The organism is Rhodococcus sp. DMU2021 (assembly GCF_019641445.1).
GTDB classification, from domain to species: Bacteria; Actinomycetota; Actinomycetes; order Mycobacteriales; family Mycobacteriaceae; genus Rhodococcus; species Rhodococcus pyridinivorans.
The window spans coordinates 1-715 of record NZ_JAIFKB010000101.1 but is presented as its reverse complement, the minus strand read 5'-3'; the positions used below and the strand labels follow the sequence as shown (position 1 = coordinate 715).

At 65.3% G+C, this 715-nt stretch carries 1 protein-coding gene; it reads right to left on the bottom strand.

Translation table 11 applies throughout. From position 1 onward, the window contains the following. Positions 1-14: 14 nt before the first annotated feature. On the bottom strand, positions 15-715 hold a 701-nt coding region (locus K3M35_RS25840; protein ID WP_220667296.1), incomplete at its 5' end, for a DDE-type integrase/transposase/recombinase.

Sequence of the window (715 nt, the reverse complement as noted above, 5' to 3'; positions counted from 1 at the left end):
CCTATTGCCTCACGTCAAGATGCGCGCGAGGTTTGCTTCGTTGCCTCATCCGATGATGCGCGCGTGGCGACTGCCGTGACGGCGGGGACGCGGGCCGGACCGGCCTTGGCGATGGTCAGGGTCAGCAGCTCGGCGGTCAACGCCTGGATCTGCCGCTGGATCGCCGCCGGGTTCAGGCGCACGTAGGTGTCGGCGAGGATCGCCTTGTCCTCGACGGTGACCGTCTCGTGCTGCTCGGCGCGGCGTTTCGGGGTGGTAGCCGTGTCGTACTTCTTGATCACCTTCGCCCCGTCCCGCACCTTCGAGATCAGTTTCTGCTGCGGACAGAAGTAGTTCGACAGACTCGACTGCAGAACCCAGATCCTGTTCAGTAGCAACAACTCTGCCGGGGTGTCGTAACGGTGGTAGCCGACGACGGTCCGCACGATCGCCCAGTTCTTCTGCTCGACGTGCGCGCCGTCGTTGGAGTTGCCGGGTCGGGACCGGGTGAAGGTGATCTGCCGCTGCTCGCACCAGGCGAGCAGGTGGTGGTTGATGAATTCGCTGCCGTTGTCGGAGTCGACACCGCGGATCGGGAACGGCAGGATGCCGGCAATCTCCTCGAGCGCGGCGAGCACCCACTTGCGGGCCTTGTTCGGCACCGACCGGTTCTCGGTCCAGCCAGTGGCGATGTCGGTCACCGTCAGGGTGTAGGCGTGGTCGCCGACCGCGTTGC